The 26501-nt window shown below is 65.7% G+C and carries 22 protein-coding genes; 12 read left to right on the top strand and 10 right to left on the bottom strand.

Annotation, left to right across the window (positions count from 1 at the left end; all coding sequences use genetic code 11):
• Positions 1–45: 45 nt before the first annotated feature.
• From NP3_RS17360 to NP3_RS17340, 5 genes are read left to right on the top strand one after another with little or no spacing between them, the layout of a single operon-like run.
• Positions 46–363, top strand: coding sequence for an acyl carrier protein (locus NP3_RS17360; protein ID WP_084508655.1), 318 nt, complete (start codon positions 46–48; stop codon positions 361–363).
• Positions 360–7517 (top strand): type I polyketide synthase, encoded by a 7158-nt coding sequence (locus NP3_RS17355; RefSeq protein ID WP_063042566.1) that lies wholly within the window; start codon positions 360–362, stop codon positions 7515–7517. The genes NP3_RS17360 and NP3_RS17355 overlap by 4 nt, the downstream gene beginning before the upstream one ends.
• Positions 7514–9193 carry a fatty acyl-AMP ligase gene (locus NP3_RS17350; RefSeq protein ID WP_063042565.1) on the top strand — a complete coding sequence of 560 codons (1680 nt, stop codon included), beginning with the start codon at positions 7514–7516 and terminating at the stop codon, positions 9191–9193. Before NP3_RS17355 ends, NP3_RS17350 begins: the two co-directional genes overlap by 4 nt.
• A 56-nt stretch (positions 9194–9249) precedes the next feature.
• Positions 9250–9642 (top strand): hypothetical protein, encoded by a 393-nt coding sequence (locus NP3_RS17345; protein WP_063042607.1) that lies wholly within the window; start codon positions 9250–9252, stop codon positions 9640–9642.
• A complete protein-coding gene (locus tag NP3_RS17340; protein WP_063042564.1) occupies positions 9639–10781 on the top strand; it encodes a cation:proton antiporter in 1143 nt (380 codons plus the stop codon). The genes NP3_RS17345 and NP3_RS17340 overlap by 4 nt, the downstream gene beginning before the upstream one ends.
• Positions 10782–10785: 4 nt before the next feature.
• Here the strand turns inward: NP3_RS17340 and NP3_RS17335 are convergent, their stop codons facing one another.
• From NP3_RS17335 to NP3_RS17325, 3 genes are all read right to left on the bottom strand, one after another.
• A complete protein-coding gene (locus tag NP3_RS17335) occupies positions 10786–11193 on the bottom strand; it encodes an RNA-binding S4 domain-containing protein (RefSeq protein ID WP_063042563.1) in 408 nt (135 codons plus the stop codon).
• 2 nt (positions 11194–11195) lie between these two features.
• On the bottom strand, positions 11196–11861 hold the full coding sequence (locus tag NP3_RS17330; protein WP_084508654.1) for a C40 family peptidase: 666 nt from the start codon (positions 11859–11861) through the stop codon (positions 11196–11198).
• Positions 11862–12259: 398 nt separating this feature from the next.
• Positions 12260–12526 carry a hypothetical protein gene (locus tag NP3_RS17325; RefSeq protein WP_063042561.1) on the bottom strand — a complete coding sequence of 89 codons (267 nt, stop codon included), beginning with the start codon at positions 12524–12526 and terminating at the stop codon, positions 12260–12262.
• A 93-nt stretch (positions 12527–12619) separates the two neighbouring features.
• On the opposite strand from NP3_RS17325, the gene NP3_RS17320 reads away from it, so the two are divergent.
• Complete coding sequence (locus tag NP3_RS17320; protein WP_063042559.1) at positions 12620–13801, top strand: ATP-binding protein; 1182 nt, start codon at positions 12620–12622, stop codon at positions 13799–13801.
• A gap of 8 nt (positions 13802–13809) precedes the next feature.
• Here the strand turns inward: NP3_RS17320 and NP3_RS17315 are convergent, their stop codons facing one another.
• From NP3_RS17315 to NP3_RS17305, 3 genes are all read right to left on the bottom strand, one after another.
• Complete coding sequence (locus NP3_RS17315; RefSeq protein ID WP_063042557.1) at positions 13810–14247, bottom strand: peptidoglycan-binding domain-containing protein; 438 nt, start codon at positions 14245–14247, stop codon at positions 13810–13812.
• Between the two features lie 105 nt (positions 14248–14352).
• Positions 14353–15498, bottom strand: a complete 1146-nt coding sequence (locus NP3_RS17310) for a BTAD domain-containing putative transcriptional regulator (protein ID WP_063042555.1) — start codon at positions 15496–15498, stop codon at positions 14353–14355.
• Entirely contained in the window at positions 15480–16850 is a 1371-nt protein-coding gene (locus tag NP3_RS17305; protein ID WP_084508653.1) for a serine/threonine-protein kinase, read from the bottom strand. Before NP3_RS17305 ends, NP3_RS17310 begins: the two co-directional genes overlap by 19 nt.
• Positions 16851–17118: 268 nt before the next feature.
• Here NP3_RS17305 and NP3_RS17300 point away from each other — a divergent pair, with 268 nt between their 5' ends.
• The 6 genes from NP3_RS17300 to NP3_RS17275 all read left to right on the top strand — a co-directional run bounded on the left by NP3_RS17300 (position 17119) and on the right by NP3_RS17275 (position 24935).
• On the top strand, positions 17119–19074 hold the full coding sequence (locus NP3_RS17300) for an acyl-CoA dehydrogenase family protein (protein WP_063042603.1): 1956 nt from the start codon (positions 17119–17121) through the stop codon (positions 19072–19074).
• A gap of 409 nt (positions 19075–19483) precedes the next feature.
• Positions 19484–20491: an alpha/beta fold hydrolase gene (locus NP3_RS17295; protein WP_063042552.1), complete on the top strand. Its 1008-nt coding sequence runs from the start codon at positions 19484–19486 to the stop codon at positions 20489–20491.
• Between the two features lie 232 nt (positions 20492–20723).
• A complete protein-coding gene (locus tag NP3_RS17290) occupies positions 20724–21011 on the top strand; it encodes an Rv0250c family protein (protein ID WP_063042550.1) in 288 nt (95 codons plus the stop codon).
• 373 nt (positions 21012–21384) lie between these two features.
• Positions 21385–22215 carry a succinate dehydrogenase subunit SdhC gene (gene sdhC / locus NP3_RS17285; RefSeq protein ID WP_063042548.1) on the top strand — a complete coding sequence of 277 codons (831 nt, stop codon included), beginning with the start codon at positions 21385–21387 and terminating at the stop codon, positions 22213–22215.
• A gap of 30 nt (positions 22216–22245) precedes the next feature.
• A complete protein-coding gene (locus NP3_RS17280; protein WP_063042546.1) occupies positions 22246–24186 on the top strand; it encodes a fumarate reductase/succinate dehydrogenase flavoprotein subunit in 1941 nt (646 codons plus the stop codon).
• A 2-nt stretch (positions 24187–24188) separates the two neighbouring features.
• Positions 24189–24935, top strand: a complete 747-nt coding sequence (locus NP3_RS17275; protein WP_063042544.1) for a succinate dehydrogenase/fumarate reductase iron-sulfur subunit — start codon at positions 24189–24191, stop codon at positions 24933–24935.
• Positions 24936–24991: 56 nt separating this feature from the next.
• On the opposite strand, the gene NP3_RS17270 is transcribed toward NP3_RS17275, so the two are convergent.
• The 4 genes from NP3_RS17270 to NP3_RS17255 all read right to left on the bottom strand — a co-directional run.
• Positions 24992–25189, bottom strand: a complete 198-nt coding sequence (locus NP3_RS17270; protein ID WP_040697654.1) for a hypothetical protein — start codon at positions 25187–25189, stop codon at positions 24992–24994.
• A 161-nt stretch (positions 25190–25350) separates the two neighbouring features.
• Positions 25351–25578 (bottom strand): DUF397 domain-containing protein, encoded by a 228-nt coding sequence (locus NP3_RS17265; protein ID WP_063042542.1) that lies wholly within the window; start codon positions 25576–25578, stop codon positions 25351–25353.
• A gap of 12 nt (positions 25579–25590) precedes the next feature.
• Positions 25591–25788 (bottom strand): DUF397 domain-containing protein, encoded by a 198-nt coding sequence (locus NP3_RS17260; RefSeq protein ID WP_063042541.1) that lies wholly within the window; start codon positions 25786–25788, stop codon positions 25591–25593.
• The coding region (locus tag NP3_RS17255; RefSeq protein ID WP_063042539.1) for a DUF5753 domain-containing protein at positions 25785–26501 on the bottom strand (717 nt) is incomplete at its 5' end. The genes NP3_RS17260 and NP3_RS17255, both read right to left, overlap by 4 nt.

Genomic DNA, 26501 nt, shown 5'->3' with positions numbered 1-26501 from the left:
TACCGGCGTGGGGGCACCAGCCCTCCGGCGACGGGAGGAGGATGGATGGGGCCTGATCTTCCGGACGGGCAGGGTGTTGTCTCGAGCGACCTGCGAACAGTCGCCGACGTTATTTCGAACAGAGCCGGTTTGCGACGTGCCGCGCTACTGAGCGCTGCCACCGCCGCCATCGCCGACCTGCTGAATGTCGATGCCGCAAAAGTATCGACCGATGCGCCGTTCAGCGATCTCGGCCTCAGCTCGCTGCAGCTGGCGCGGCTGACGGCGCATCTGGAAGATGCCATGGGAGTCGAGGTTTCGCTCACCACCCTCTACGACCATCCGGACATCGAGCAGCTTGTCGAGTATCTCGCGATGCGATGAGCACCGCCGATACCGCCTCCGTCCGGCCGGATCCGCCGGTATCGATCGTGGGCATCGGCTGCCGGGTGCCCGGGGCGCCGAATGTATCCGAGTTCTGGCGGATGCTGTGCGATGGCCGGGATGCCACCGGTGCACCACCGCCGGATCGACCTGGCACGCGGCACGCCGGATATCTCACCGATGTCGACGCCTTCGACAACGACTGGTTCGCGATCTCCGGTCGCGAGGCCGCGCTGATGGATCCGCAGCAGCGGCTGGCACTCGAGGTCGCGATCGAGGCGCTCGACGATGCCGGGATCGGCCATCGCACCAGGGGTTCCGGGGCTGCGGTGGTATTCGGTGCATGCGCCTACGATCACGGCATCGCGGTGTTGGGCCGCGCCGGGCACGATGCGCCGTACGCGGTCACCGGATCGGCGCTCAGCATCATCGCCAACCGGCTGTCCTATGTCCTAGATCTGCACGGACCGAGTCTGGTGGTGGACAGCGCGTGCTCGTCCTCGCTGGTCGCGGTGGATCTCGCGGTGCGTCTGCTGGCCGATGAGGCGGTGCCGTTCGCGATCGTCGGCGGGGTGAATCTCACGCTGCTGCCGCATACCTCGGAGTACCTGGCCGAAGGCGGATTCCTCGCGCCCGACGGGCGGTGCAAACCATTCGATGCCGCCGCCGACGGCTATGCCCGCGGTGACGGATGCACCGTGGTGGTGCTGCGGCGCACCGCCGACGCGCTGCGGGACGGGCATCGGGTGTATGCGGAAATCCTCGGCACGGCAATCGGTTCGGACGGACGGTCCAATGGGCTGTACGCGCCGAACGGCCGGGCCCAGCAGGAGATTATTCGTACTGCCTGGGCACGGGCCGGACTCGATCCACATGATGTCGGGTACGTCGAATGCCACGGCACCGGAACACCATTGGGTGATGCGGTGGAGGTGGGTGCGCTCGCCGCGGTAGTCGCGAGCGATGCCGAACCGATCTGGATCGGCTCCCTCAAATCCAATATCGGACATCTCGAGGCGGCCGCCGGAATCACCGGAATGGTCAAGGCGGCGCTGTCCATCCGACAAGGCGTAATCCCGCCTACCATCAATTTCCACACCGAGAACCCGCTGCTGAAGCTCACCGAACACGGACTGCGGGTACCGACCGAGCCCGTCGACTGGACCGACACACCGGTTGGTGCGCGATGTGCCGGAGTCAGCTCATTCGGATTCGGCGGGACCAATGCGCACGTGGTGCTGCGCGGTCTCGAGGCCGTTCGCCACCGTAGCTATGAACCGCCCGTATTGCTGCCGGTCACCGGTCGCGACATCGCGGAACTGCGGTCGCACGCGTTGCGGTGGGCCGAACTGCTCGAGGGTGCAGGCATGTCGTCAAACGGCACCAGCGGCGATTCCTCCAGCAGCATGAGCAACGCCCCACACAACAGGCCTGGCAACGCCACTCGCGATGGCATGAGCAGCACTTCACGCGGCAGCATCCCCTCGCACGACGGCATCGGCACCCCGCCGGGCAACGACACCGACTCGGCATCGTGCGGCGACATCACCACCCCTTCGCGTGACGGCGAAAACAGCGCCTCCCGCGACGGCACGGGTAACCCCCGGCTCGAAGGCACCGGTCTCGAGTCACGCGAGGGCACCAGTCGCACGTCACGCGATCGCCCGAGCGACTCACACAAGGGCACGAACAGCGATTCCCTCGGCAGGGCCAGGCGCGATGGGCTGAGCAGCACTTCGGAAATCGACACCGGCAACGCATCGCACGATAACATCAACGCCCCTTCGCGCAACATCGCAAACAACGCCTCCCGCGACGACACAGGTAACCCCCGGCCCGAGGGCACCAGTCGCACGTCACGCGCGGGCACGAGCGACTCGCACAAGGGCACGAACAGCGATTCCCTCGGCAGGGCCAGGCGCGATGGGCTGAGCAGCACTTCGGAAATCGACACCGGCAACGCATCGCGCGATAGCCTCAACGCCCCTTGGCGCAACGGCGCAAGCACCTCCTGGGGCGACACCAGCAACGCTCAGCGCACGGGCACCAGTCGCGCTTTGCGTGCGCATACAAGTGACTCGCGCAAGCGCATGAGCGGCGATTCACGCGAGGGCGCTAGCGACGATTCAGATGGGCACAGTGGCACTTCGCGCGAAGGTACAAATGGCGATTCACGCGAGCGCACAAGCAGCACTTCGCGCGCGGACATGGACGCAGCGACCAACGCGGTGGCGAACCACTCGGGTGCAGGCAGCGGCGATCGCGAGATTCTTCGGCAATTCGCGGCTGCTGCGGCGCGGTTGATACCTGAGAATGCCCGGGCCGCAGTGGTTGCGCGGGATCTGGACGATGCGGTGGATCAGTTGCGGGCGTTGGCGGGTGGGGAGCCGGGGAGCGGAGTGATCGGCGCTGGTTCGGTGCGGCGGCGGGGTGGCGTGCTGTTCCTGTTCTCTGGGCAGGGTGGGCAGTATTCCAAGATGGGGCGGAGTCTGGCGGCTCGTTATCCGGTATTCGCGCAGGCGGTGACCGCTGCCGCGGATGCGATTGCGGCGGCGGGTGGCGGGCGAGTTTGGACACCGCGCAACGGGTTCGCACTCGGCGGTGCGGCAAGCAACGGCAGCAGTGCGACGGAACTCGTGCAACCGGCGATCTTCGCATTCCAGGTGGCGCTCGCCGAACTGCTGTCCGCGTGGAGGATCGAACCGGATGCGGTGGTCGGGCACAGCCTCGGCGAGGTGGCCGGGGCGGCGGTGAGCGGTGCGTTATCGCTGTCGGATGCGGCCCGAGTCGTGGTGCAGCGCAGCAGGATTCTGGCGCGGCTCGACGGGCACGGTGCCATGGCAGTGCTGGAGGCGACGGCGGATGAGGCGGCACGGCTGGTCGAACCACTGCACGCGACGGTAGCGGTCGCGGCGATCAATGGACCGCGTTCGGTGGTGATCTCCGGTGCGCCGCGCTACATCGACGCGCTCGTGCGCCGAGCCAAACGCAGGCAGATATTCGCACAACGGATCGCCGTCGACTTCGCCGCACACAGTCCACAGGTAGGCGCGTTCCTGCCCGAATTCGTCGACACGCTCGGCGGACTCACCGCGCAAGTGCCGCGCGTCCCGGTGTACTCCACGGCGCGTCGATGCGAAACCATCACCACGGCCGCGATGGACGCCGACTACTGGGCCGAAAATGCTTCGAGAACCGTCGACTTGGCCGCCGCGCTGCAAAAAGCCGCCGACGACGGATTCGCCACGGTGCTCGAAATCGCACCCCATCCGGTCCTGACATCCGCGATCCGTGAGTTCCCCGAATTCGCCGACGCCACCCACACGGTGACCACCCGCGACAACGAGGCCGGAGCCTTCCTGACCTGCCTCGCCAAGCTCTACCTCGAAGGCCGCCCGTTGAATTGGGCCGCGAACGGCCCCTTCACCGCGCCCCCGCCCGCACGCCAATGGTCCCACCGCCGATTCCCCCTGATCACCACCCTCGATCCCGGCACCACATACGTCGCGGCCACCGAGCCCGACACCACCAATGTCACCGGCACCAAGCCCCGCACCTCGTACGTCCCTGCCACCCAGCCCGACACGACCAGCGACGACGCATCCGAATCCGGCACTACCCGCAACGCCGCAACCGACCCGCGCACCACCCGCGACATCGCCACCCAGCCCGACACCACCAATGTTCCTGCCACCGAGCCCAGCACGTCGTACGTCGCTGCCGCCGAACCGCGCACGGCCCACGACGCAGCAACCAAGCCCAACACAGCAACCAAATCCGGCATCATCCGCGACGCTGCCACCAAGCCCAGCATCCGCAACGCAGCAACCGAACCCGACAACACCTACAGCGCCGCAACCAAGCCCACCACCACCGGCCCCGTCGGCACCAAGGCTGAAACCACCTACGGCGCCGCCACCGACAACAGCGCCCCCCGCGACGCCGCCACCGAACCCAGCAGCATCCGCAACGCCGCAACCGAACCCGACACCTCCCACAGGGCCGCAACCAAGCCCACCACCGGCAACGCCGACACCACCTACAGCACCGCCACCGACAACAGCACCCCCCGCGACGCCGCCACCGACAACAGCACCCCCCGCGACGCCGCAACCAAGCCCACCACCACCGGCAACGCCGACACCACCACCTACACCGCCAGCGAAAACAGCACCACCCAAGGCGCTGCGACTGAACCGGGTACTACCCATCGCGGTGCCACCGATCCCGCTATCAACGGCCACACTGTCAACAACTCGTCGGTCTCCGACTTCGGCGCAGGGATCGGGGTCGATGTCGTCCGCAGTGGTCGGGATACGCACGACCCGAACGCAACCACCCAGTTCGCGGCTCCGCGCGGCCGAAATGCCCAGGACGCGACCACGACCACCGCGCCCGATGCTGGTGGCGGCCAAGACGTTCTCGACTCGAACACAACCGCCCGGCCCGACACGGCTAGCGGCCGCGACACCCACGACGCGAATACAACCACCGGACGCGACACCATTCGCGGCCGAAATGCCCAGGGCGCGGACAAACCCACTGGATTCGACATCGGTGGCAGCCCCGACGCTCACGACTGGAACACGATCGCCCCTTTTGGTACCGCTCGCGGCCGAGACATCCACGCCACGAACACAACCAGTGGTTTCGACATCAGTCGCAGCCGAGATGCCGTCGATTCGGGCGCATCCAGCGTCTTCATCGCTGAATCCGAATTCCCCGCAGATGATCTCCACGACCACGTGGTGCAGGGTGTCCCGACGGTCCCCGCGGTCTTCTGGCTGCTCAGGCTCATCGGCCTGGCTGGGGCCGGGCGGGCGATCGGTGATTTCGTGGTGCATGAGCGGACCGGGCTTGCCGCGCTGTCCGCTGTCACTTATCGAGCCGGTGGTGCTGGAAGGTTGCAGGCGGAGGTCACAGGCGCCGGGACGCTGGCTTCGGCACGGTTGGCCGGTGACCCCACACCCGGGGATATCGTCGCATGGATGCGGGTGGTCGATGCAAATCGGGCGGCCCGTCGGCGGATGCGAGTGCTGACGCCAGGTGTTTTCTACGACTCGTTGCGCGCGCGGCAACTCGACTACGGTCCCGGCTTCCGCGCGCTGCGCGAAATCGAGGCCGGACCCGATTGTGCGGTGGGGTTGTTCGATTCCGCCCCGCCGCAGCGCTCGGCGACCCTCGACGGCTGCCTGCATCTGCTCGCCGCCGCGAGCTGGGACCACCTGCCCGCCGATGCCATTGCGCTGCCGATCGGGATCGAATCCGCCTGGCTGTCCGCCGAACCGGACCTGGTTCTGTTGGAAGCCCATGCGCTCGTGCGTGATCGATCGACGAACGGACTGACCGGCGACATCATCGGCACCGATCAGCACGGCGTCCCCGTGCTCGCGCTGTCGGGTGTCCGCATACGTTTCGCGACGGTCGAATCCACAACGCAGGTCGGCCCGTTCCGCCATGAAACGTGGATCCCGTACCTTCGCCACGCAGAGAGCAACGGCCAGCGCAACAGGACCATGAATCCGCAGCGCGCCTTGGTTGTCGGCGAATCCCAGCTCGCCATCCGGCTCGCCAGAGAGCTCGACCGTACCCTGCCCACCGAACGCGTCGCCCGCGAACCGGACGCCGCCGGTCCGATCGTGTCCGCCGTACTCGCCGGACGCACCGGCACCGCCGACACGGCAGTCGTCGTGGTCTGGCCCACCGAATCCGGCGCGACTCACACCGGCGATGCCATCGAGTCCGCGATAAGTGCCACCGCCACAACCGGACGCGTACTGGATCTGCTTCAACGCGTCCAATCCGAGGACACCACAGCATCTTTGACGATCGTCCTCCCGGAACCCGGCACGACCGACCACCAACCGCCCGCTCGGAGCCGACAGCACAGCTCGCCGGACAAAACGATCATGCCGATGGCGGTAGCCGGTTTGGTGCGATCGATGCAGCTCGAATCGGGCCTCGACGTGCGGCTCGTATGGACCGATACATCACCGCCCGCAGTGTCGCGTCTGCGAGAACTCATCGCCACCGCCCACGCGCTCCCGGATGAGCTCCGCATCTCCGCCGACGCCATCACGGCACGCCGTTTCATCCTCACCCGTCCCCGACCGACCACCCCTACGCCGATCGATCCCAACGGAACCTATGTGGTCACCGGCGGATTGGGTGCGCTCGGTTCGGTCGCGGTGCGCTGGCTGCTCGACGCGGGTGCCCACGATGTCGTGGTGCTCACCCGCGCACCCAGACCGGTGCCCGCGGTCCTGGACGGACTCGAGGACCGGATAGTCGTGGTGCGCTGCGACGCCGCCGACCGCAGCGATCTCGCCAACGCGCTCGACGATGTTCGCGAATGCGGTTCCACCATCCGGGGCGTCGTCCATGCCGCGGGCGCACTCGAAGACGCCGCCTTCGAGGCCGTAACCGCCCGTCAACTCGCGCGCATGTTCGCGCCGAAACCCATCGCCGCGAACAACCTCATCGAGCTCACCGCCGCCGACCCAACCGACTTCGTGCTGCTGTTCTCCTCGGCCACCGGTGCACTGGGCGCACCCGGACAGGCCGCTTACGCCAGCGCGAATGCCGCAATGGACGCCCTCGCTCACAGACACCGGGGTCGGCGTGTACTGAGCATCGGCTGGGGCGTATGGGATTCGGGCCTCACCGAGAGCGCGGGTGGTGCGGCACATCTGCGTCGCGCCGGGATCTCCGCATTCGATATCCCACGCGGCACCGAGTTACTCGCCCGGACCTTGCATTACAACGAGCCCTACCTGCTCGCCCTCGACTACACGCCGACCGCCGATCCCGACCCGGTCGCCACCCGCCTGCGAAATCTGCTCACCGACCAACCGATAACGGTCCCCGCGTCGCCGAACCCGATACCGCCGCGTCCATCCGAACCACTCACCACGACCATCCGCACCGCCCTCGCCGTCACGCTCGACCTGACCTCCGACCACGTTGATCCGGAAGCCGATTTCAACGAATTGGGCCTGAGCTCCCTGCTCGGCATAGAAATGCGCCGACACCTCGAATCCCGCCTCAATATCCGCATCTCGACCGCCGAACTGTTCCAATACCCCACCATCACCGCACTCGGCGCAGCCCTGGCCGACCGAGTCGCCGCCGCGAAATCCGATGGGGTGCTGTGACTTCTCCGAACACGACGCGACCGACCGATACACTGGCGGCCCGGGTCGCCGAGTGGGCACGAACCAAGCCCAACGACAGTGCGTACACCGAATTACGTTATCGCGGACAGGATTGCACTCCGGTCACACTGACCTACGAACAACTGCACCACGCGGCGGGCGCCCAGGCCCGAAAACTCAGGGCAACAACCGATCCCGGTGATCGAGTGGCGATCCTGTGTGCCCACGGAATCGACTACGTCATAGCCTTTCTCGCCTGTCTCTACAGCAATCGCATCGCGGTGCCACTATTTCCGCCGACGGGCAACAGAAACCGTACCCGACTCGAAGGTGTGCTCGCCGATGCTCGGCCCGCGTCGAGCCTGATCTCGGCGACCGACACCACTACCAGCGAGATCTTCGGTCCGGACCTGGGCCGAGTGCGGATACTCGCACCCGAATCCGCCCCAGCGGCCGACCCGATTATCGATCGGACAGAGACGGCCTATCTCCAGTACACGTCCGGATCAACCAAGACCCCGGCAGGCGTCGAAGTAACCCACGCGAATCTCGCTGCGGCACTGGATCAATTGTGGACGGCGTTGCCAGCGGTGCGCACCGAACCCATCGTCTCCTGGCTCCCGTTCTTCCACGATATGGGCTTGATCCTGGCCCTTTCACTACCGCTCTATTCCGGCGTGCACGGCGTGACCATGGCACCGGCCGAATTCGTGAAACGCCCCATCCGCTGGCTGCGCGCCCTCGGCGACTACCGTGCCGGTGCCACCGGCAGTCCCAATTTCGGCCTGACCCTCGCGGTCTCGGCAACCACCCCCGCCGAACGCGCGGGCCTCGACCTATCCCACCTCGACGCACTCCTCAACGGAGCCGAGCCGATCCGCACCGAGTCCCTGACCGCCTTCACTGAAACCTTTGCCCCCTACGGATTCCGACATCGCGCCCACACACCGGGCTTCGGCTTGGCCGAGGCCACTCTCTCGGTCACAGTATGCGAGCAGTCGACCGAACCCGTCACACATCGATTCGATCGAACAGCCTTGGCACAGGGCCGCGCACAGACGGCACAGGACGGCGTTCCCCTCGTCGGCTGCGGCGTACCAGCAGGGCAGCGAGTCGCGGTGGTGGAGCCCAACGAGCACACCGAGGTCGCAGCGGGCACCGTCGGCGAGATCTGGGTCCGCGGCCCCAATGTCTGCGCCGGTTACTACAACAATCCGATCGCCACCGCGGCGACGTTCCGGGCCACCCTGTCCGGAAGTGACGAATCCTGGCTGCGCACTGGCGATCTCGGCTTCTGGCACGAGGGGCAGCTCTATATCGCGGGCAGGCGCGAGGACCTCATCATCATCGACGGCCGCAACCACTATCCGGCCGATATCGAATCCACGGTTTCCGACTGTGCCCCAGAGCTGCGCGTCGGCCACGTGACCGCGTTCGGCCACGATGACGGGCACCGCGAGGATCTGGTAGTCGTCGCCGAACTCGCCGACACGGCGTCCACCGGATCAGCGGAACTGGCCCTTCGCATCCGCAATGCCATCGCGGCCACCCACGAGGTGACACCCGGGGCCGTCGTCTTGGTCGAACCGGGCCGGATTCCGAAGACATCCAGCGGCAAATTGCGCCGCGGCGAATGCCGAGCGCTCTACCGCGCGGGTCACCTGACCCAGCCATAGCGGAAACACCCACCGACCTACCCCAGCTCGCCTATATGGGGCGCGATGATGGGCGAATGGCGACCGCAATCATCCCCGTGACGTGGAAAGACCACCCGGAAGAACACGACTACCCGGCAGCCGCCGACTATCTGGAGCTGCTCGCCGAACCGGACGTGGTCGACGCCGTGATCGCGGAACTGCGCGCCGCACCGGTCGTGCACAAGAAGGCCAAGGACATTCTGCGCGCGGCCGGACTCGAACTGGTGTCGGCCGAGAATCCGTATGTCCGCCGCGATCTGATCAAGATCAATAATCGCAAGTCGCTATCGCCGATCCTGCTGGTGCGCGGCGACTTCCGCACCGGCGTGCCCATGGTGATCGCCGATGGCTACCACCGCGTGTGCGCAGTCCACTGGGCCGATGAGAATATCGCCATCCCGGCGAAGATAGCCGCCATGCCGCAATGACCTTCGCAACCCTCGCCCTGGTCATCGCGCTCGGACTGTGCGGACCGCTGCTCGCACTGCGGCAGAACTGGCACATCCCGGCGATCCTGGGTGAACTACTCGCGGGCATTGTCTTCGGCACCACCGGATTCGGCATCCTGCACCCCGCCGACCCGATCTTCGCCTTTCTCGCCGATATGGGTTTCGCGGTCGTCATGTTCGTCGCGGGCACCCACGTCCCGGTGCGTGATCCGGCGGTTCACTCCGCACTCGGTAAGGGCGCGGTCCGGGCCGTCCTGGTCGGATTGCTCGCGGTCGCAGCCGGATTCGGGCTGGCCCGCTGGTTCGGAACCGGACACGGTGCGGTCTACGCGGTGCTGATGGCGTCCTCATCCGCGGCGTTGGTGCTGCCGATCATCGACTCGGTCGGTCTGTCGGGAAAGCCGGTACTTGCCCTCACCGCGCAGGTCGCGATCGCCGATACCGCCTGCGTGGTGGCGCTGCCGCTGGTGATCGATCCCGGGAACGCGGGCCGCGCGGCGCTCGGCGCCGCTGCGGTGGCGGCGGCCGCCACTGTGCTTTTCCTCGTGCTGCGCAAACTGGAGCTGTCGGGTCGGCGACGACGAGTGCATCGACTGTCCGAGAAGCGCGCATTCGCCCTGGAACTGCGGGTCAGTCTCGCGGTGCTGTTCGCCCTGTGCGCATTGGCAACCCAGACCCGGGTGTCGATCATGCTCGCCGGATTCGCCGCCGGACTCGCGGTCGCCGGAATCGGGGAGCCGCGGCGCGTGGCCCGCCAACTCTTCGCCATCAATGACGGTTTCCTCGGCCCACTGTTCTTCGTTTGGCTGGGCGCCCGACTCAACCTGCGCGAATTCGGCGACCAGCCACGGCTGATCGGACTCGGCATCGCACTCGGCATCGGTGCGGTACTGGTGCACCTGAGCACCCGCGTCGCGGGACAGCCGATCGCCTTCGGCACCCTCGCGGCGGCCCAGGTCGGCGTCCCGGTCGCCGCTGTCACCGTTGGCTCCCAGCTAAGCGCCCTGGTGCCCGGCGAAGCATCCGCGATGATGCTCGGCGCCCTGTGCACCATCGCCGCGGCAGCACTAGCGGCTAGCCGAATCGCAACCCGCACCGCGAAATCCGGCGTGAATTAGCGCCTCAGTTATCGGTGCGGCCGAGTAGCCGATCCGTCTCGCGACGTTCCCGCTTGGTGGGTCGACCGGAGCCGCGGTCGCGGCGCGGCATGCCCACGAGAATCTCCCGAGGTGGCGGCGGGGGGCTGCGGTCGATCAAGCACTGTGCGGCGATCGGCGGGCCGACGCGCTTGGTGATGACGCGCTCCACGATGACAATGCGTTCGACGCCACCGGCTCGGACCCGGACCTCGTCACCGGGGCGAACCGGTTGGGCTGGTTTTGCCGCGACACCATTCACCCGGACGTGGCCGCCGCGGCAGGCTTCCGCAGCCGCGGACCTGGTCTTGAAAAGACGCACCGCCCACGTCCAGGAGTCCACGCGGGCCTGGTTCGGGGCGGTGTTCTTGGTAGTCGGTTGGGCGGGTGCCACCCTTAGACCATACGGCGCGCCGTCACAACCATGTCGGGGCGCAGGGGGGTGTAGGACACCGGCTGACCGGACTGGACCGCATTGAGCAGCTTGCCGTCGCCCGCGTACAGGCCGACATGGCCGCCGCCGTTGGTCACCACGATATCGCCGGGCTGCAGGTCCTCGAAGGCGACCGGAGCGCCGACGTGCGACTGTTCGAAGCTGGTGCGCGGCAGTTCGATTCCGGCCTGCTTGTAGGCCCACTGGACCAGACCCGAGCAGTCGAAGCTGAACGGTCCGGAGGCACCCCAGGAGTACTGCGCGCCGACCTTGGTCTTGGCGGCGTCCAGCGCGATGTCACTGGCGGTGTTGTGGAACATCTGCGGCATGGCCGGGGCGAACAAGCCGGGGAGCGACGGCGCGGCCTGCGGGGCAACGGCCTCCGGGGCGGGCACTGCGGGCATCGAGGCGAGTGCCTGGGTGAGCTGCTTACCCAGATCCTGGGCCTGCTGGTCGAATTCCTGCGGAACCGGAACATCGAAATCGCCGATTCCCGGGATGTTGATGGTGGCTGCCATCGCGGGGATCGCGGGCATCGCACCAGTAGATGCGGCGACCGCGCCCATGACGAGCGCACCCTTGACGGAATTCGGTAGCCGCGATTCCCGCTGCAAGCTGTGTTTACCCACCGAGCCGAGTCTCCGATCTTTCTGCTCTCCCGCCGACCGGGTCAGCTGTCGGTTCGGACCGGCAGAACGGCCCCAACTCCCAGTTGAATCTCTGGGTCCCGGTACGGCCGTCGGAATTGGTGGCCCCGACAGCCGTTTTGGCGGTAACTCAGTGGCGCCGCTTCTCTTCCGAACCGACAGACTCCACTGGGTCACGAAGAGATTACGGCCAGGACGCGGTGTTGTCCAGCGCACAGACCAGCCTCTTCGTGGATGATCGAAAAATCCCAGGACGAGCGGCGCAATTGCGACACGCCCAGATGGTCACGACACGGTATCGGCGGCGCACCGCGCGTTATCGAACCGAAGTCTCGATCGGAATTGACACTGCCTCCACCGGATTCGCGATCCACCGCTTGCTACCCGTCGGATCCGGCACTGCGCTGATCGAGCGCCCGCTCCAGTTCATCGATCCGCCGCCGTGCATCGGCCAGGCCGACCTCCAGCCGACCGAGCGCCACCACCAGCGGACCCACCGCGATATCCGCGACGAGTTGCGGATCGTCGAGGCCGCCTTCGATCGCCTCCAGAATGTTGGACCGGATGTGACCTGCCACAGGGGCTTCGGCGGGAACTTTCCATGACTCGACCAACTCGGCAAGGGTGGGGAGTGGTTCCGTGGGCATGCTCCTCAGCATGCGACAGTTTGCTAGCAATATCTAGGACACGCCTTATATATGGCCAGATTCGGCTGACGAAACGCGCTACGGTGTCTGGGCATGGACCCCGTGCGGAATCCGTATGCTCCCGGAGCCGGACAGCGCCCACCCGAATTGGCCGGGCGCGATAAGCAACTCAAGGCCTTCGACGTTGTGCTGGAGCGGATCGCGCGTGGTCGGCCGGAACGCAGCGTCATGCTCACCGGATTGCGCGGTGTCGGAAAGACCGTGCTGCTCAACCAACTTCGCTCCGCCGCAGGCTCGCGCGGTTGGGGCACAGGCAAAATCGAGGCCCGCCCGGATCAGGAACTGCGCCGCCCGCTGTCGTCGGCACTGCATATGGCGGTCCGTGCGATTGCCATGGCACACCGCAACCAGGAGCGCGTCGACGACTTCCTCGGCATACTCAAGGCTTTCGCGCTGCGCTCCACCGCCGATAAGGGCATGCGGGAGCGCTGGCAACCGGGTATCGACGTGCCAGCGGTGACCGGTCGCGCCGACTCCGGCGATATCGAGATCGATCTGATCGAACTGCTCAAGGAGGCGGCCGCGCTGGCCAGCGATATCAACGTCGGCATCGCGGTCTTCATCGACGAAATGCAGGATCTCGGTCCCGCCGATATCTCCGCGATCTGCGGCGCCTGTCATGAATTGAGCCAGGACACCGCGCCTTTGATCGTGGTCGGCGCCGGGCTGCCGCACCTACCCGCGGTGCTGTCCGCCTCGAAGAGCTACTCCGAGCGACTGTTCAGCTACCACCGCATCGACCGGCTGGATCGCGAATCGGCCGATCAAGCCCTCATCGCACCGGCCGAGCGCGAAGAGGTGAAGTTCACCGAGGAAGCGCTGGATGCCCTGTACCAGAGGGCGGATGGCTATCCGTACTTTGTGCAGGCCTACGGCAAAGCCGCTTGGGATCAGGCGCCCGAGAGCCCGATCACCGCCGAGGATGTCGAGGTGGCGGCGCCGAGCGCCGAAGAGGAACTGGCCGTCGGATTCTTCGGTTCCCGGTACGAGCGCGCCACCCCGGCCGAACGCGAATATATGCGCGCCATGGCCGATTTGGCTGGCGACGACGGGCCGGTGCCGACCGCGGCGGTGGCCAATGAGCTCGGCCGCAAACCCGCCTCGCTGTCACCGGCCCGCGACGGTTTGATCAAGAAGGGACTGATCTATTCGGCCGAGCGCGGCACCATCGGGTTCACGGTGCCGCACTTCGGTCGCTATCTGCGCAGCGTGTAGCCGAAAGCTCAGAGCGGCAGCGGAAGTGGATACCGGTAGTCGCAATTCCCCTCCAGCGACTTCCCCTGTGCGGCGCAGGCATTCTGCAACGACCGCCAGGTGGCGGGACCGACCACTCCGTCGTCGTAAATGCCAACGGCCCGTTGAAAGTTCCGCACCGCGGCGTTGGTCTTCGGACCGAACTTACCGTCGACATCAACCTGGCCGTTGCCATAGCTGTAGGTGAGGAATGCCTGCACCGCCGCCACACAGGGTCCCTGATTGCGCACCCCCTCCTTCAATGTCGGTCTGGCCGCAAGACACTGATTGATCGACGCCGGGTACTGGACCTCGGCATGTGCGGGCACCGCGATGGCGGCGGTTCCGGCGACCGCGGCGACCCCGATGGCCGCTGCGGCAATCACCCGGCGAATCCGATCAGCGCCGGAAAGCTGTGCTGCGTACATGATGTTCCTCGTGGTGCGCGAAGCCTCACCCCGCTGGCGAAGCTGGTAGCGCGAAGTTAGGAAGCGCGACCAATGACAGACCAACGAAGTACTCACGCCCGCAGCTCAGGCCAGCGGCCGCCGCACCTCGAGCGTCACCGATCCGATCCGGATGCGGTCCCCGTGCACCAGCGCGGCCCGACCCCGAATGCGCTGGTCATTGACGAACACGCCATTGGCCGACCCACGATCCTCGATCCGGACCGCAGCACCGTCCAACACAACGCTCGCGTGCTGCCGACTGGTCTTCGCATCCTCGAGCCGGATGTCGTTATCCGCACTGCGACCGATCGTCATACTCGCCCCGGTCACCTCGAAGCGCCTGCCGTCGTCGACGTACAACAGCACGTGGCCGAGCGTCTCCAGCAGCGTGGATCCATCGGTATCCACATTGAGGCGCAAGCAAATTCGGCCCCGGTTCGGCAGCGGTTCATGGCGCAGGATCCGATGTTCGAGCCCGGTCACCCGGTTACCCGGATTCGTTCCCTGGTCCCGCAGCATTCGGCGCACCGCCCGACATGCCTCCAGCGCATCGCCGTCGCGCCCCGATTCGTACAGTGCCGTGATCAGCTGGGCCCACAGGGTTTCGCGCAGCGGATGACGTGCGGTCAACGCGCGCAGTTCCCCGATGACCTCGGCGCCACGGCCTGCGGCGATCTCCAGATCCAGCCGCGCCTCCAGCGTGCGCTGTCGCTCCTCGTCCATATGTGCGCAGAACGCCTCGACGAAGGTGGACATCGGCAACCCGTCCAGGGCCGCGCCGCTCCATTCCCCGAGTGCCCGCAGGAAATGCTCGGCGGCATGTTCGTGCTCACCGCTGTCGAAGGCGGCCATCGCCTCCGTTCTGGCCTGTTCGAAACGGCCGAGATCGCATTGCTCGTCGCGAATATCGAGGCAGTAGTTGCCGGAACTGTCGGTGCGCAATATCGCGGTCGCGGCCACATCGGCGGCCTGCAGCGTTGCCCGCAGTTCGGCGATGCGATTGTGCAGGTTCGCGCGAAAACTGGGCGGCGGGTCACCATCCCAGATGGTGTTCGCCAATCGTGGCGGTGAGATCGCATTGCGCCGGTTGACGACCAGAACCGCGAGCATCGCCCTGGTCAGCGGTCCGCCGACGGCGAGCGGACGGCCCGAGACGTACCACCGGACCGGACCGAGGATGCGCACATCGAGCGGCGTCTCGGCACCGGGTGTCATGGCGCCGGTGCGCATCGGCCGTCGAAGGCACCGTCGGCGACCCGAAATACCGGCCACTGGATGGCTTTCGCCCGCGTCTCCGGTCCGTAGATGCCGTCGACCGCGGCGCCGTAGTCGACCTGCAGATGCCGAATGGCGCGCTTCATCGGGGTGTCGTACACCGTCGTCGCATCCAGTTCGATGCCGTGGCACATGGTCAGCGCCTGCCGCAGGGCCAGCACCGAATCGCCTCGGTCACCGTCATTGAGCGCGCACCGTGAATCGTCGTGATCGGCTGCCCCGCTGGGCAATTCGAGATAGAAGTCGGTGCCGATCGGTACCCGCGCCCGCCAATAGCACCGCAGCAGGCCCGTCTTCGCAGCGCTCGTCTGCGGCACCGGTGTGGGGGTCGCGCCATCGGATCGATGCGGAGTCGGCCAGACAGCGGTCAGCACTGCTGCCACGACAACCACAGCGGCCGCCGCGAGCGCGGCGATGCGGCCACGCGGACGACGCACCAGGCCGGACAACCCCCACCGGTACGGCCAGCGTTCGGTATCGCTGACCGCCAGCTCGACGGCCCGCGCGAATTCCACGCAGGTCTGATACCGCCGCTCGGGCTCCGCCGCCATCGCCCGCGCGATGACCTCTTCCAGCGCCAGCGGCACATCCGGACGCACTCGAGTCGGCGCGAGCGTATCCCGCACCGTTCGGGCTCCCGCGGGCGACGGCGCACCACCATTCGGATTCGCGCCGGTCAGCAGCGCCAACAGGGTGGCACCCAGGGAATAGATATCCGCCCGGTGATCGACCGCGAGCCCGCGCAGCACCTCCGGCGCGGCGAAGGCGGGAGTGCAAGCGCGCCAACCCGTTTCGGTGACCGTCGCCGCATCCTCGACGGTGCGGGCCAGCCCGAAATCGGCGACCAGCACGCGTTCACCGTCGACGCCGTCGGCGACCAGGATGTTCGACGGTTTGACATCGCGGTGCAGCAGATTCTGCTCATGCGCGTGATGCAGCCCCTTCGCGGCTTCGCACACGATGCGCGCCGCCCGGTTCGGCGCCAATCCGCCCGGCTCGGAGTGCATGAGCTCGCTCGCATCGGTGCCATCCACATACTGCATCGCCATCCACAGGGCCTCGCCCTCCTCGCCCCGGTTGTAGACCGAAACGACATTCGGATGGTCCAGGCGGCACACCAGATCGGCCTCGCGCCGGAAGATGCTGCGATAACGTTGATCAGCCCCGAGATTCTTGGCTAGTACCTTGAGTGCCACCCGCCTCGGCAGGGCCGGATCATCGGCCAGATAGACCGCCCCCATTCCGCCGGAACCGAGGGGCCGCACAATCGAATACCCTGCGAATACCTGCCCGGGCCGCAATGACATCCCCACCCTCCAAGGGAATTCGGACCACGTTGTCCGGCACGTTTCAGCCCACTACCCCACATCCGAAGCTTGGTGTCAAGACAACTCGGGCACACGGCAAGTGCCAGCTGACCCTTTCGAGCGATCTGCAAGCAATCGCTACGGCACATCTCCCCGTCTATCAAGATCATTAGAGATTGATAGATAACGCTCTACCCGAACATCTACCGACCGGTAACAAACCCTCCTACACTCTTATGTGATCCTGATCACGTCCGAGGAGGACATCATGGCGACAACCGCGAAAGTCGACGCCACCGAAGAACAGGCCCGCGCACTGGTCGAGGAGTCCCGCGAAACCAGTTGGGTCAAACCATCGTTCGCCAAGGAGATGTTTCTGGGACGATTCCGGCTCGATCTGATCCACCCCTATCCCCAGCCCAGCGACGAGGACGCCGCGCGCACCGAGGCCTATCTGGCCCGGCTGCGGCCGTTCTGCGAATCGCTCGACGGCAGCGTCATCGAGGCGGAGTCCAAGATTCCGGACGAGTACGTCAAGGGCCTGGCCGAACTCGGCTGCTTCGGCCTGAAGATCCCGGAGGAGTACGGCGGCCAGGGCCTTTCCCAGGTCGGCTACAACCGGGCCCTGATGCTGGTCGGGTCCGCGCACCCCAGCCTCGGGGTGCTGCTTTCGGCGCACCAGTCGATCGGCGTCCCCGAACCTCTGAAGCTAGCGGGCACCCCGGAGCAGAAGGCCGAATTCCTGCCCCGCTGCGCGGCGGGCGCGGTCAGCGCGTTCCTGCTCACCGAACCCGATGTCGGCTCCGATCCGGCCCGCATGGCCAGCACCGCGACCCCGACCGCGGACGGCGAGGCCTATGAGATCAATGGCGTGAAGCTGTGGACCACCAATGGCGTGGTCGCCGAACTGCTGGTGGTCATGGCCAGGATTCCCAAGAGCGAGGGCCACCGCGGCGGCATCTCGGCCTTCATCGTGGAGGCCGATTCGCCCGGCATCACGGTGGAGCGGCGCAATTCGTTCATGGGCTTGCGCGGCATCGAGAACGGTGTCACGCGCCTGCACAACGTCCGGGTACCCAAGCGCAACCTGGTCGGGCGCGAGGGCGACGGCCTGAAAATCGCGCTGACCACGCTCAATGCTGGCCGCCTCGCCATCCCGGCGCTGTGCACGGCCGCCTCGAAATGGTCGCTGAAGATCGCCAGGCAGTGGTGCACGCAGCGGGTGCAGTGGGGTCGGCCGGTCGGCGAGCACGCGGCGGTCGGGGAGAAGATCTCCTTCATCGCGGCCACCACCTACGCACTCGAGGCCGCACTCGACCTTTCGGCCACCATGTGCGACGAGGCTCGCAACGATATCCGCATCGAGGCGGCCCTGGCCAAGCTCTGGGCCAGCGAAATGAGCTGTCAGATCGCCGACGAACTCGTGCAGATCCGCGGCGGACGGGGCTACGAGACAGCGGCATCGCTGCGGGCCCGCGGTGAGCGCGCGGTCGGGGCCGAACAGCTGGTCCGCGATCTGCGGATCAACCGCATTTTCGAGGGGTCGAGCGAAATCATGCGACTGCTGGTCGCCAGGGAGATGGCCGATGCCCATATGGCCGCGGCGGGTGCGCTGGTCGATCGGAACGCGGAGTTCAAGGACAAGGCCAAGGCAGCGGTCGGCGCGGGTGGTTTCTATGCCAAGTGGTTCCCGCAACTGGCCGTCGGCGCGGGCACGGTGCCCGCGACCTATGCCGAATTCGGGCCGCTGGCACGGCATTTGCGCTTCGTCGAGCGCAGCGCCCGCAAGCAGGCCAGATCGCTGATGTACGCGATGGCGCGCTGGCAGGCCGGACTGGAATATCGGCAGAACTTCCTCGGTCGCATCGTCGATATCGCCGCGGAGTTGTTCGCGATCTCGGCCGCCTGCGTGCGCGCGCAGGCACTGCGGACAGCGGGCGCGCCGGAGGCCAAGGCCGCCGAGGAATTGGCCGATACCTTCAGCAGGCAGTCGCGGATCCGGGTCAAGAAGTTGTTCGACGCGCTGTGGGACAACACCGATGACGACGATCGCACCCTCACCCGCCACATCCTCGACGGCCGCTACGAGTGGCTCGAGGATGGCATCTTCGATCCGAGCGAGGGCACCGGACCGTGGATCGCCGAATGGCAGGTGGGTCCGTCGACCGAGACCAACCTGCTGCGACCGTTCCTACCGTCGACCCGTAGCCACGCGGGCACCTAGGCGCGCAACCGCGACGAGCCGTCACTCAGGCATGGGTGACGGCTCGTCGCGTGATGAGTATTCATATATCTCGCAAAATTTCTAGATATAGACATAATTCCGATACTCGACGTATGGTTACGGTCCCATAACAATTTCTAGCGGACTCTAGGAGATCCGATCGATTACCCGATAGACGGCAATGCCGCGGGTCGATCATGGACGTCTACCGGAATCTAGCGCCTGACCTATCCATTCATAGATTTACCGATCCACGGGCTCGTGCGCCCTGGCCAGGTCGATCAGCGGCGTCAGTTGGACAACGCGTACATAACGGACGGTATGGCGCGCTAACAGGGCGGGAATTCCGCCCGACAACCGGGCAAGAACGCTCCGAACCGGGTGTCCTACCAGACACAGGAGAATCGTCATGTCCACGACGACTGCCCGCCGAGCCGCCGACTACGACGGCCACCGGATGACGGTATCGGCCGACGACGGCACCCCGATCGCGGTCCGCACCTTCGGCGCCGACGGTGCGCAACTGACCGTCGTCTTCGCGCACGGTCACTGCCTGCGCGCCGAGTCCTGGTCATTCCTGCGCGATCAACTGTTGCGGCAATTGGGGATGGCGACCGGCGAAGCCGGCGGGGCGGGTAAGTACAGCGGTTCGGACGTACGGATGGTCTTCTACGACCACCGCGGACATGGCGAATCCGGTGTTGCCCATCCCTCGACCTACACCATCGAGCAACTCGGCCACGACCTCGACGCCGTGCTGCGGTCGGTCGTGCCGACCGGCCCGATCATCCTCATCGGACATTCGATGGGCGCGATGGTCACCCTCGCCTACGCCCGGCTGTTCCCGGCGACCATCGGCACCCGGGTGGTCGGCGTCGGCCTCATCGCAGGTGCGGCCAATGGCATCACCGAGGTCGGCCTCGGCCGTTTCCTGAATCGGCGCGCGGTGAGCTCGTTGCAGCTCGCGGTGCTGCGAGCGCCCCGATTCATGCAGGCCTCGAAGCGTCTTTCCCGCCGGATCTTCGAGCCGATCGCGCGCGAGGCGAATATGGGCACCAAGCGAACGAATCCGCGTATGGTCGCGGTGGCCGCGGCGATGATGAACGACACCCCGCTGCTCACCATGTCGAGCTTCCTGGCCTCGCTGATGACCTTCGACGAGACCGCATCGCTGCACCACCTCGGCGGCATTCCGGCGCTGGTGCTGGCCGGTTCGGCCGACATCGTTGTGCCCTTCGCACATTCGGTGGTACTCGCCTCGCAACTGGCGGGCTCGGAGTTGGTCCGGCTCGAGGGCGCGGGCCACAGCGTGCATCTGGAGCGGGCCGAGGAGGTGGCGTTGTCCATCGTCGCGCTGGTCGACCGGGCCATCACCGCCATGCCCGGGCACGGCCCCGAGTACGCCACCGCCAGCTGACGAACCGTTCGCCGGAACACACAACAGGCCGGTAGCCAACCCATGGCAACCTTCGGGCGAACCACCGGAATTGTGGGCACCACGAGCCAAAACCGAATTCCTCACGTACTGTGTTAAAGATCACGTTGTGTGGTGAGTCACACGACTCGGTAGAGCGCGTTCCCAGGCAGACCGTGGAACCCATCGCCACCTATCGAGTTCGTCTGTCCGCCAAGGAACACAGGAGGTATCGATGACACGCAGCGACATAGCGGAACTGCGCTACGCGGTCGGCCAGCTCCGGCAATCCATCGGCGCACTGCGCTCCCACTACGGCGACGCCAATTCGGTGCGACGACTGGAAAACGACCTCGAGCGGCTCGTCATCGATGCCGACGAACTCGAGCAGTCGCCGCCGCAGGAGATCACGCGCCGTCCACAAGAGACCATCTACGTACCGGACAGCAAATCCGACGAAGCCGCGTGGATGGGCGCACAGGACGAGGGCCTCGGCTTCCATTCCCGCCCGCGCACAAAGTAATCCGGTTCGCGGACGCTCCTCCGCCTCCCCGCGCCTTTTGCCGGTCGTAAGTGCGTGAGGAGTTCGCGACCGGGGCGACGGTCGAGCACACAGTGACCCTTGGGCGTGCCCGACGAGTTACCCATGTTCTTGCGAAATCAGTTGTTGCGTCGCGCGCAGTTTCGACCTGACCTGCGCAAAGGTCTGGCTTGACCACCCGGTGTGGCGACCAAACCTCGATCGAATGTGGCAGAAATCACGGCCCCCCAGGCGGGTCGGCTTTGCCGGGACCCCGCTCGAGCCATAGCGGGGGTGTCGTATGGTGCTCAGCATCACATTCGATTGCGGAGGTCGCGCGGACCATCCGCACAGCAGATCAGCGAGGCATCCACCTGTGAGTGCCGCACCGACCGCCGCCCCGGAAACGGGCACCGGCGTCTTCAGCAAGACCAGGGCCGCCATCTCCACGCGCACCCTGCGTACCGACCGGTGGTGGGTCCCACCGCTGGTAACCGCCGTCGGACTAGCCGCTTTCGTCACCTACGCGACGATCAGATCGTATGTGCGGACGGCATATTGGGTTCCGGAGTACCACTACCTGACCCCGTTCTACTCACCGTGCGTGAGCAGCGACTGCGTCGAGGGCTCCAGCCATTTCGGCGCATGGTTCGGCCACATCCCGGCCATCCTGCCGCTGGGCTTCCTGGTGCTGCCGTTCCTGCTCGGGTTCCGGCTCACCTGCTACTACTACCGCAAGGCCTACTACCGCGCGGTGTGGTTTTCCCCGCCCGCATGCGCGGTAGCCGAACCGCACGCCAAGTACACCGGCGAGACCAAACTGCCGCTGATCATCCAGAACGTGCACCGCTACTTCTTCTATGTGGCCGTGCTGGTTTCGCTGATCAACACCTATGACGCGATCACCGCGTTCCACGGCAAGACCGGCGGTTTCGGCTTCGGTCTCGGCAATATCGTCCTGGTCGGCAATGTGGTGCTGCTGTGGGCCTACACGCTGTCGTGCCATTCCTGCAGGCACATCATGGGCGGCAAGCTCAAGCACTTCTCCGCCCACCCGGTGCGGTACTGGTTCTGGACCCAGGTGTCCAAGCTCAATACCCGGCACATGGCGCTGGCCTGGACCACCCTCGGCACGCTCGTGCTGACCGACTTCTACGTGATGTTGGTTGCCAGCGACACGATTTCGGATCTGCGGTTCATCAACTAACCGCCCTCACAAACCAGGAGTTTCGCGGCCATGCCAGAAGTGGAACGGCACAAGTACGACGTCGTCGTCATCGGTGCCGGGGGCGCCGGACTGCGCGCGGTGATCGAAGCACGCGAACACGGTCTCTCCGTCGCGGTGGTGTGCAAGTCGTTGTTCGGCAAGGCGCACACCGTGATGGCCGAGGGCGGATGCGCCGCCTCGATGGGTAATGCCAATGAAAAGGACAACTGGCAAGTCCATTTCAAGGACACCATGCGCGGAGGCAAGTTCCTCAACAACTGGCGCATGGCCGAACTGCACGCCCAGGAGGCGCCCGACCGGGTGTGGGAACTGGAAAGCTATGGGGCGCTGTTCGATCGGACCGCTGACGGCCGGATCAGCCAGCGCAACTTCGGTGGCCACACCTACCCGCGGCTGGCGCACGTCGGCGACCGCACCGGACTCGAGATCATCCGGACCATGCAGCAGAAGATCGTTTCGCTGCAGCAGGAGGATTTCGCGGAAACGGGCGACTACGAGTCGCGCATCAAGGTTTTCGCCGAATGCACCATCACCGAATTGCTCAAGGACGGCGACCGGATCGCCGGTGCGTTCGGGTACTGGCGCGAGTCCGGCCGGTTCGTACTGTTCGAGGCGCCCGCCGTGGTGGTCGCGACCGGCGGCATCGGCAAGTCCTACAAGGTCACCTCGAACTCGTGGGAGTACACCGGTGACGGCCACGCGCTCGCCCTGCGGGCCGGTGCGACGCTGATCAATATGGAGTTCCTGCAGTTCCATCCGACCGGCATGGTCTGGCCGCCCAGTGTGAAGGGCATTCTGGTCACCGAGGGTGTGCGCGGTGACGGTGGGGTGCTCAAGAACACCGAAGGCAAGCGGTTCATGTTCGAGTACATTCCGCCGGTCTTCAAGGGGCAGTACGCCGAGACCGAGGAAGAGGCCGATCAGTGGTTGCGCGATAACGACTCCGCGCGCCGCACGCCGGATCTGCTGCCCCGCGACGAAGTGGCCCGCGCCATCAACTCGGAGGTGAAGGCGGGACGCGGCACCGAACACGGTGGCGTGTACCTGGATATCGCCTCGCGACTGCCCGCCGAAGAGATCCGGCGGCGGCTGCCCTCGATGCACCATCAGTTCAAAGAGCTTGCGGACGTGGATATTACGAAGGAGCCGATGGAGGTCGGCCCGACGTGCCACTACGTGATGGGCGGAATCGAGGTCGATCCGGATACCGGCGCGGCGACCGTGCCCGGCTTGTTCGCCGCGGGTGAGTGTTCCGGCGGTATGCACGGCTCGAACCGGCTCGGCGGCAATTCGCTGTCCGATCTATTGGTATTCGGTCGGCGGGCCGGACTCGGCGCGGCGACCTATGTCGAACAACTGTCCGAGCGCCCCGCGGTGGCCGATGCCGATATCGATGCGGCCGCGAAAGCCGCTGTGGCGCCGTTCGATCCACCCGCCGAAGGGACCGGGGAGAACCCGTACACCCTGCACACCGATCTGCAGCAGGCCATGAACGATCTGGTCGGCATCATCCGCAAGGAACACGAGCTGCAGGAGGCGATCGAGCGCCTCGCCGAATTGCGGACCCGCTTCAACAGTGTGACCGTGGAGGGGCACCGGCAGTTCAACCCGGGCTGGCATCTCGCCCTCGACCTGCGCAATATGCTGCTGATCAGCGAATGTGTCGCGCAGGCTGCGCTATTGCGCACCGAGAGTCGTGGCGGACACACCCGCGACGACTTCCCCGCCATGGATCCGGAGTGGCGCAACAAGCTGCTGGTGTGCGCGGTCGATTCCGCGGACGCCGACGGACCGGTGCCCGGCGTGCGGGTCACCCCGGAGGACCAGATCCCGATGCGCGACGATCTGCTCGCGCTCTTCGATCTGGGTGAGCTCGAAAAGTATTACAACTCAGCCGATCTCGCCTCCCATCCGGCAGGTTCGGTTTCGGCCACGGAAGGCGAGGCGTAAGAATGGGTTACGACGCCAAATTCCGCGTGTGGCGCGGTGATATCGACGGCGGAGAACTGCACGACTTCACCGTCCTGGTGAACGAGGGCGAGGTGGTGCTCGACATCATCCACCGGCTGCAGGCCACCCAGGCCCCGGATCTCGCGGTGCGGTGGAATTGTAAAGCGGGCAAATGCGGTTCGTGTTCGGCCGAGGTGAACGGTCGGCCGCGGCTGCTGTGCATGACCCGGATGTCGACCTTCCAGCCGGACGAGCTGATCACTGTCACGCCGATGCGCACCTTCCCGGTGATCCGCGATCTGGTGACCGATGTGTCGTTCAACTACCAGAAGGCAAGGGAGATACCGTCTTTCACGCCGCCGGATGACCTGAAGCCGGGCGACTACCGGATGCAGCAGGTCGATGTGGAGCGCTCCCAGGAGTTCCGCAAGTGCATCGAATGTTTCCTGTGCCAGAACACCTGTCACGTGGTCCGCGACCACGAGGAGAACAAGGAGTCGTTCGCCGGTCCGCGCTTCCTGATGCGGATCGCCGAATTGGAGATGCATCCGCTCGATGTGGCCGACCGTCGCGATCTGGCTCAGGAGGAGCAGGGGCTCGGGCTCTGCAATATCACCAAATGCTGTACCGAGGTCTGCCCTGAGCACATCAAGATCACCGATAATGCCCTGATTCCGATGAAGGAGCGGGTGGCGGACAAGAAGTACGATCCGCTGGTCTGGTTGGGCAACAAGCTTTTCCGGCGCTGATCAACCGATACTGGACCACCGGCCGGGGTAGGAATACCCGGCCGGTCGGCGCACCCTTATAACAACGCGACAACCCCGACGGCGACGACCCACACGAGCACTCCGACGAAAAGTGCCGAGAGGAACGAGCCGGTCAGGACGAACACGCCGACCGCGGACACCGCGAAAAGCAGTGCCACGATCAGCCATTCCACCCAATCGCCCGGCCGCAGTTTCTTGTACCGGGGATGGGAACTCTTGAGCCCACGGTCCACAAGAACTGGGCTACCCGTAATGACCCTCGGCAAACGCGGTTTCGTTGTCGAATCTGCGCTATTTCGTGATCTTCCCGAGCAGATCTGATCAATACGGCGGGACCCGGTCTGCCGTCACGTGACCGAACCCGGCGGGCACGACAACCGCCGGGTCGCTCACCCTAGGACTCGGGCCGGTCGAACTCACCGTCGTGCACACCCGCTGTGAAAGCGGCCCACTCACCGGGGGTGAAGACCAGGACCGGCCCGTCCGGGTCCTTACCGTCACGCAACGCGACATGCCCGGCATCCAATAGCGCCACCTCGACGCTGTCCTTACCCGCGCCCTCACCGGCTTTACGCCAGACCGCGCCGGTCAAATCTACTTTCGCGCCCTCATTGATGCTCACGCCCGCAACTCCTCAGAACTCGCCGCCCGCAACACCTGCGGTGAAAGCGTGCCATGCGCCCGTACCGAAGACGAGAGCAGGTCCACCGGAATTTTTGCTGTCGCGTACGCCGATCCGGCCGCCCGCGAGAAAAGCGACCTCGACGCAGTCCTTGCCCGCACCGCTGCGGGTGCTCTTGAACCATTGCGCGCCAACCAAATCCATACTCATGCCACATACTCCTTCGCTATCTGCCGGAGCAGATGTCTACTGGGTTGAATATCCAGCGCGCAGCGCTGGAGGCACTCGTGCGCACGATCGTACCGCCGTACATCAGCATGTCTTTCGAGGTAGAGATCCCCCGTGAAGCCCTCCGCATACACCACCGGCGGCTCGATCGGCTGGCCTTTGCTATCGATACCGAATTCGAGAACTGTGAACGGTCCGGTGGACACTCCGAGCGGAACACCGGCCGCGAACGGCAGAATACGCAGGGAGATATTGGGTTGGGTGCTGATATCGGCAAGATGACGTAGCTGCGCCGCCATCACTTTGGCGCCACCGACCACCCGATGCAAAACCGACTCGTGCAGGATCACGTTCACCGTCGCCGGTGCGACCTTACGGGTGATCAAAGCCTGTCGCTGCATACGCAATTGGACCCGGCGCTCGATCTCCGCATCCGAATCATCCGGGTAGCCGAGACGATTGAGGGCCCTGGCGTAGTCGGCAATCTGAAGTAGGCCCAGTACGATTTCGGATTGGTAGGAGGTGAGTTTTTGTGCCGATGCCTCCAAACCGACATAGACGTCGAAGTTTTCGGGGATGAGATCGCCGTAGGCGTGCCACCAACTCTTGACCGCGGCTTGCTGGGCCAGACCCTTCAGACCATCGGACAAATCGTCCGGTATGCCGTAAATACGACACAATTCTTGGACATCGAT

It is taken from the genome of Nocardia pseudovaccinii NBRC 100343 (genome assembly GCF_001613225.1).
Classification (GTDB): Bacteria; Actinomycetota; Actinomycetes; order Mycobacteriales; family Mycobacteriaceae; genus Nocardia; species Nocardia pseudovaccinii.
The sequence above is the reverse complement of the archived record's forward strand: the minus strand, read 5'-3'. Positions and strand labels throughout refer to the sequence as shown.

Bases quoted from the DNA above. Each gene is read 5' to 3' on its own strand.
- NP3_RS17320 (WP_063042559.1), top strand. From the start codon at position 12,620: ATGGACCCCGTGCGGAATCCGTATGCTCCCGGAGCCGGACAGCGCCCA.
- NP3_RS17280 (WP_063042546.1), top strand. From the start codon at position 22,246: ATGCCAGAAGTGGAACGGCACAAGTACGACGTCGTCGTCATCGGTGCC.
- NP3_RS17340 (WP_063042564.1), top strand. From the start codon at position 9,639: ATGACCTTCGCAACCCTCGCCCTGGTCATCGCGCTCGGACTGTGCGGA.
- NP3_RS17310 (WP_063042555.1), bottom strand. From the start codon at position 15,498: ATGCGCACCGGCGCCATGACACCCGGTGCCGAGACGCCGCTCGATGTG.
- NP3_RS17315 (WP_063042557.1), bottom strand. From the start codon at position 14,247: ATGTACGCAGCACAGCTTTCCGGCGCTGATCGGATTCGCCGGGTGATT.
- NP3_RS17345 (WP_063042607.1), top strand. From the start codon at position 9,250: ATGGCGACCGCAATCATCCCCGTGACGTGGAAAGACCACCCGGAAGAA.
- NP3_RS17305 (WP_084508653.1), bottom strand. From the start codon at position 16,850: ATGTCATTGCGGCCCGGGCAGGTATTCGCAGGGTATTCGATTGTGCGG.
- NP3_RS17355 (WP_063042566.1), top strand. From the start codon at position 360: ATGAGCACCGCCGATACCGCCTCCGTCCGGCCGGATCCGCCGGTATCG.
- NP3_RS17295 (WP_063042552.1), top strand. From the start codon at position 19,484: ATGTCCACGACGACTGCCCGCCGAGCCGCCGACTACGACGGCCACCGG.
- NP3_RS17290 (WP_063042550.1), top strand. From the start codon at position 20,724: ATGACACGCAGCGACATAGCGGAACTGCGCTACGCGGTCGGCCAGCTC.
- NP3_RS17360 (WP_084508655.1), top strand. From the start codon at position 46: ATGGGGCCTGATCTTCCGGACGGGCAGGGTGTTGTCTCGAGCGACCTG.
- NP3_RS17260 (WP_063042541.1), bottom strand. From the start codon at position 25,788: ATGAGTATGGATTTGGTTGGCGCGCAATGGTTCAAGAGCACCCGCAGC.
- NP3_RS17275 (WP_063042544.1), top strand. From the start codon at position 24,189: ATGGGTTACGACGCCAAATTCCGCGTGTGGCGCGGTGATATCGACGGC.
- NP3_RS17300 (WP_063042603.1), top strand. From the start codon at position 17,119: ATGGCGACAACCGCGAAAGTCGACGCCACCGAAGAACAGGCCCGCGCA.
- NP3_RS17325 (WP_063042561.1), bottom strand. From the start codon at position 12,526: ATGCCCACGGAACCACTCCCCACCCTTGCCGAGTTGGTCGAGTCATGG.